Below are 4,716 nucleotides of genomic sequence, written 5' to 3'. Positions count from 1 at the left end.
TGAATAACCCTCTAAAAGTAGTTTGCGGATCTTCTACTTTTAGAGGGTTATTAAATTAACTATCTATTACTTTCTAAGTAATCTATTGCTTTTTTTAAACGATTTAATCCTTCAATAATTTTAGATTTGGGACATCCAATATTCATACGGATAAATCCTTTCCCAGCCTCACCATATGTCTCTCCGGGCATGATGGCAACTTTTGCGTGATGAACAAGGGCATGTTGTAATTGCTCACTAGAAAAAGGTAGCCCGGTAGTATCAATCCACGCTAAGTATGTTGATTCTGGTAATGTAAATTTAAGTTTTGGGAGATGATTGTTAAGATAATTTTTAACTATCTTTAAATTATCATGAGTATATTCAGCTAATTCATCAACCCAGTCCTCACAGGTTTTATAGGCTTCGATTGTCGCTAGCGTCCCAAAAATGCTTGCAGATGAAAGGCCATCTCGATTTTTTAAAGATAGAAGGAATTCTTTGTTGATCATTTGGTTAGGTAAAATCATATATGATCCACCTAGTCCAGGAGTGTTAAACGTTTTACTTGCAGAAGTACAAATACATACATTCTCCAAATTGATGCTAGTTTTTATAATCGGATTATGGAAATTAGGTTCATATACGATATCCATATGAATTTCATCAGAAATGATAAATACATTATGTTTATTACATAAGCCTACAATCCTTTCCAATTCATACTTTGTCCAAACACGTCCTGAAGGGTTATGCGGACTACATAGTAGAAAAATCTTGGCACGCTCGTGAGCCAGTTTTTGTTCTAAATCATCAAAATCGATTCGATATTTTCCATTTTCGTAGATTAATTGATTGTTAGAAATGAAACGATTGTTATCTTGTATTACTTTAAAGAAGGCATCATAGGCAGGAGTTTGGATAACAACATGATCACCAACATTTGTCAAGTATTCAATTATTTTTGAAATTGAATAAATGACACTAGGACTATAAACAATCCAATCTTCTTTAATTTCACAGGAGAATCTCTTGCGAAACCAATCTATTATTGATTTTTTAAATTCAGCATGATTCCATCGCGTATAGCCAAATATACCGTGTTTCATTCGCTTTTCTAATGCATGTACTATTTCATCGGGACTTTGAAAGTCAGTATCTGAAATCGAGAATGGTAGTAAATCTGGCACTCCAAATCGATCTTCAATATAGTCCCACTGTGTACAATAAGTACCGGTCCGATCAACTACCTGATCAAATTTGTATTTCATTTCGTACAACCCCAATTTATTTAAGATGATAATTTTTCTAATTGTGTTTTAAGAATACCAACTTGCGGACCAATGACTACTTGTAAATTGTGTTCGTCTAGTTTTACAACACCAAGTGCACCACAATCCTTTAGAACTTTTTCATTAACTATATTCATATTATCTACAACAAGTCTTAATCTTGTAATGCAGTTATCTAGTGATTGAATGTTCTCTTTGCCACCTAAAGCAGTAAGAATTTTTAATGCTTGGGCATTTGTTCCTTTCACTAATGGTTCCTCACTTTGTTGATCATCAATTTTTTCTTCTCTACCAGGAGTTTTTAAATTGAATTTCAAAATTGCATATCTGAAAACTGAATAGTATACGGTAAACCAAATTGCTCCTACTACAGGTACAAGATACCACTTTGTTTTTACTCCTTGTAAAACGCCAAAAATAATAAAGTCTAATATTCCACCATCTGTGTTACCAATTGTTAAATGTAATAAAGCCATTACCATAAAACCTAGTCCCGTTAAAATAACGTGAATGAAATATAAAGGTGGAGAAACAAACAAGAATAAGAATTCGATTGGCTCAGTGATACCGGTTACAAAAGTTGCAATAACACCAGAGATTAAAAGTCCCTTAATTTTATTACGATTTTCTGGACGGGCAGTATGATAAATCGCAAGCGCTACTGCCGGTAAACCAAACATGAATGTAGGCATTTTACCTTGGGATAAGAAAGCTGTCGCTGATGGACTAATCGGAGCTCCGGCTTTTAATTGTGCATAGAAAATATTTAGGGCTCCAGAAACCGTTTGACCGTTAACGACTTCAGTACCACCAGCTTCTGTGAATCGAATCATTGCCACTAAAATATGGTGAAGGCCGAATGGTAGTAGTAAACGCTCACCGGCACCGAATAAAAATGGTCCAAAAACGCCAGATTTTTGAATTAAACTTCCGATTCCTGTAATGGCAATTGCGAAAATTGGCCAGATCATCGGAATGATGATCCCAACAACTGATAATGCAAGTGTCGTTATAATTGGAACAAAGCGGGCACCACCAAAAAATGCAAATGCATCCGGGAGTTTAATACTATAGAAGCGGTTATGCAACAAATAAACAACGATACCGGCGATGATACCGCCTAGTACACCCATTTCAATTGTTTGTATCCCCATAACCATACCTTGACCAGCTTGGCGCATTTTATCTGCTGCTACTAATTGATTTGTTTCTGTTAAATAAAAATTAATTGATAAGTGCATGATGACGTAGCCAACAAATCCAGAGAAAGCAGCGACACCTTTTTCATATCGTACAAGTCCAAACGGAATTGCCATTGCAAATAAAACTGGTAAGTATGAAAATGCAAATCCACCAATAGTGGACATAAAGCTAAAAATAACTTGGAGTACGGAGTTTCCTAAAAATGGGAATGTCTCGATAGTTGTCGGACTTGTAAATGAGCTTCCGATCCCTAATATAAGACCCATAAAGGCTAATAATGCTACAGGTACCATAAAGGTCTTACCTAGCCCTTGAAAAAATTCCCATAGTTGTGATTTAACGGATTTCTTCTTTGCCATGTTTTTAGCTCCTTCGTTTTTTATTATGTCTTAAGAATACTCACGACAAAATCGTTTAACAACCGTTTGAGGTGTTTATGTAAGCGTGTACATTTTTTGTATATTGCTTACTTTCAGTGGACTAATAATTTCATAAATAAAAAGAGCCAGTAGTGGTCTGATAATAGACGACTTCTGTCTCTTTTGAAAACTAACATATTTTCATTTCGTTTAAATAGGCAATAATAATGAAATCTAGTACCATACTTAATGGAAACCTTGAAGTCATATCAAGCTCACCAAAGTATGTGCTTGTAATATATGCTTGAAGGGATAAACTTACTTCACTTTGTAAACGATTTGAGTGGCTTCCAGTTATGGCGATCGTTTTAACGTTCCTTTTCTTTAAAATATGGGCAAATTCTAACATATGTAAAGTCTCCCCACTATATGAAACTAGTATGGCCAAATCATTTTCTGCTAAACTATTTGCAGCACTACGTAGCTCGTCCCAATCAGTTCGCGCATTACATAACTTTCCTGCAAACATGAGTTTTCTAGAAGCGTCAACACAAGCGGGAAGTGAGTTACCAACTCCGAATATTTCAACATGTGTACTTTGCTTTAGATAACTAGCAGCTAGCTTGATCTTCTCTTCATCAATATATTCTAATGTTTTTTCCATTTCTTCTTTCATTCTCTCCATATGTGTATTAAGGAGATAGGAGGTAGAGGAAACTGGACTTTGAACTTTATTTGTTTCCATTGAAAGGGTATATTTTAAATCCTGAAACCCACGAAAGCCTAATTGCTGGCAGGTTCTACTAATTGTTGCTGTAGATACATAAAGCTCTTTTGATAATTCATCAAGATTCAGCTTCGTAATATAATCCGTATTTTGCAAAATATAATCCAATACTTGTTTTTCAAGCTGGCTAAGTTTTTCTCTATTTTGTGATAACCGTTTTAATAGTATTTGCATAAAATTTCACCTGCTTTTAGAGAACTAGAAATATACCTTATTATATAGTAAATATTCTGAATGAAAAGAAATATAGATTGAGGAGCAAGATGAGAGATATCTCAGGTGAGGAAGTGTAGTAGAGATATGTGAAATAAAAGGAAATGAATCCTGCTAATGGAGGGTTCATTTCCTTTTTTTTATCTATAAATTAAAATTCACCAGTACCGTGATTAAACATCCAATGAATGCCGAATTTATCTGTTAGACTACCATAAGCTTTACTCCAAAATGTTTCTTGAAGTTCCATTTCTACTTTACCGCCATCACTTAATTTAGTAAAGACAGATCTAAGTTCTTCTAAGTCCTCACTTAAAAAAGATAAATGAATATTATTACCTTGGTTAAAAGGGAAACCAGGGAAAGTATCAGAGAACATAACGTTGCTACCGCTAATGTTCAATCTAGTATGCATAACTAAATTTTTCGCTTCTTCAGGTAGTGGGTATTCTGGATTTGGGGGTGCTTCACCGAAAGTCATAATTTTTGGTGTTTCTGTGTTAAATACAGCCGCATAGAATTCAACTGCTTCACGTGTATTACCATTAAAATTTAAATAAACATCGATTGGCATTTTTTTCACTCCTAATGTTATGTATTAAGACTTTAAAAGCCTACAAATCCATTCTATCCAAAAAAAGGTAATTTAACAAACTAAGATTTGAAAATTGTATGAAAAATTCTGATTTTTATTTAAGGTGGGATGAATTAATAGTAGAGTTGTTATTTTAGATGAAAAATCGTATTAATCTTGGGGGGCAATTAAAAAAGGGAACGCAATCAAAAAAGGGAAACGAAATTAAAATCTTGGAATCGCAATTAAAAAAGGGAAATGGCAATTAAAAACGCGTAATCGCAATTAAAATTGGAGAATCGCAATTAG

Annotated in this window: 4 protein-coding genes; all 4 read right to left on the bottom strand. The window is 34.2% G+C overall.

The features are described 5' to 3' along the window. Nucleotides 1-59: 59 nt before the first annotated feature. The 4 genes from CN514_RS18330 to CN514_RS18315 all read right to left on the bottom strand — a co-directional run bounded on the left by CN514_RS18330 (nucleotide 60) and on the right by CN514_RS18315 (nucleotide 4,407). Nucleotides 60-1,250: a MalY/PatB family protein gene (locus CN514_RS18330; protein ID WP_098233836.1), complete on the bottom strand. Its 1,191-nt coding sequence runs from the start codon at nucleotides 1,248-1,250 to the stop codon at nucleotides 60-62. A 20-nt stretch (nucleotides 1,251-1,270) separates the two neighbouring features. Next, nucleotides 1,271-2,833 carry a maltose/glucose-specific PTS transporter subunit IIBC gene (gene malX, locus CN514_RS18325; RefSeq protein WP_098233835.1) on the bottom strand — a complete coding sequence of 521 codons (1,563 nt, stop codon included), beginning with the start codon at nucleotides 2,831-2,833 and terminating at the stop codon, nucleotides 1,271-1,273. A gap of 190 nt (nucleotides 2,834-3,023) precedes the next feature. Beyond that, nucleotides 3,024-3,794 carry a MurR/RpiR family transcriptional regulator gene (locus CN514_RS18320; RefSeq protein ID WP_098233834.1) on the bottom strand — a complete coding sequence of 257 codons (771 nt, stop codon included), beginning with the start codon at nucleotides 3,792-3,794 and terminating at the stop codon, nucleotides 3,024-3,026. Between the two features lie 190 nt (nucleotides 3,795-3,984). Beyond that, nucleotides 3,985-4,407, bottom strand: a complete 423-nt coding sequence (locus CN514_RS18315) for a VOC family protein (RefSeq protein WP_097978269.1) — start codon at nucleotides 4,405-4,407, stop codon at nucleotides 3,985-3,987. Nucleotides 4,408-4,716: the final 309 nt, after the last annotated feature.

The sequence above is a fragment of the Bacillus sp. AFS001701 genome, from assembly GCF_002559405.1.
Taxonomy (GTDB): Bacteria; Bacillota; Bacilli; order Bacillales; family Bacillaceae_G; genus Gottfriedia.
The sequence above is the reverse complement of the archived record's forward strand: the minus strand, read 5'-3'. Positions and strand labels throughout refer to the sequence as shown.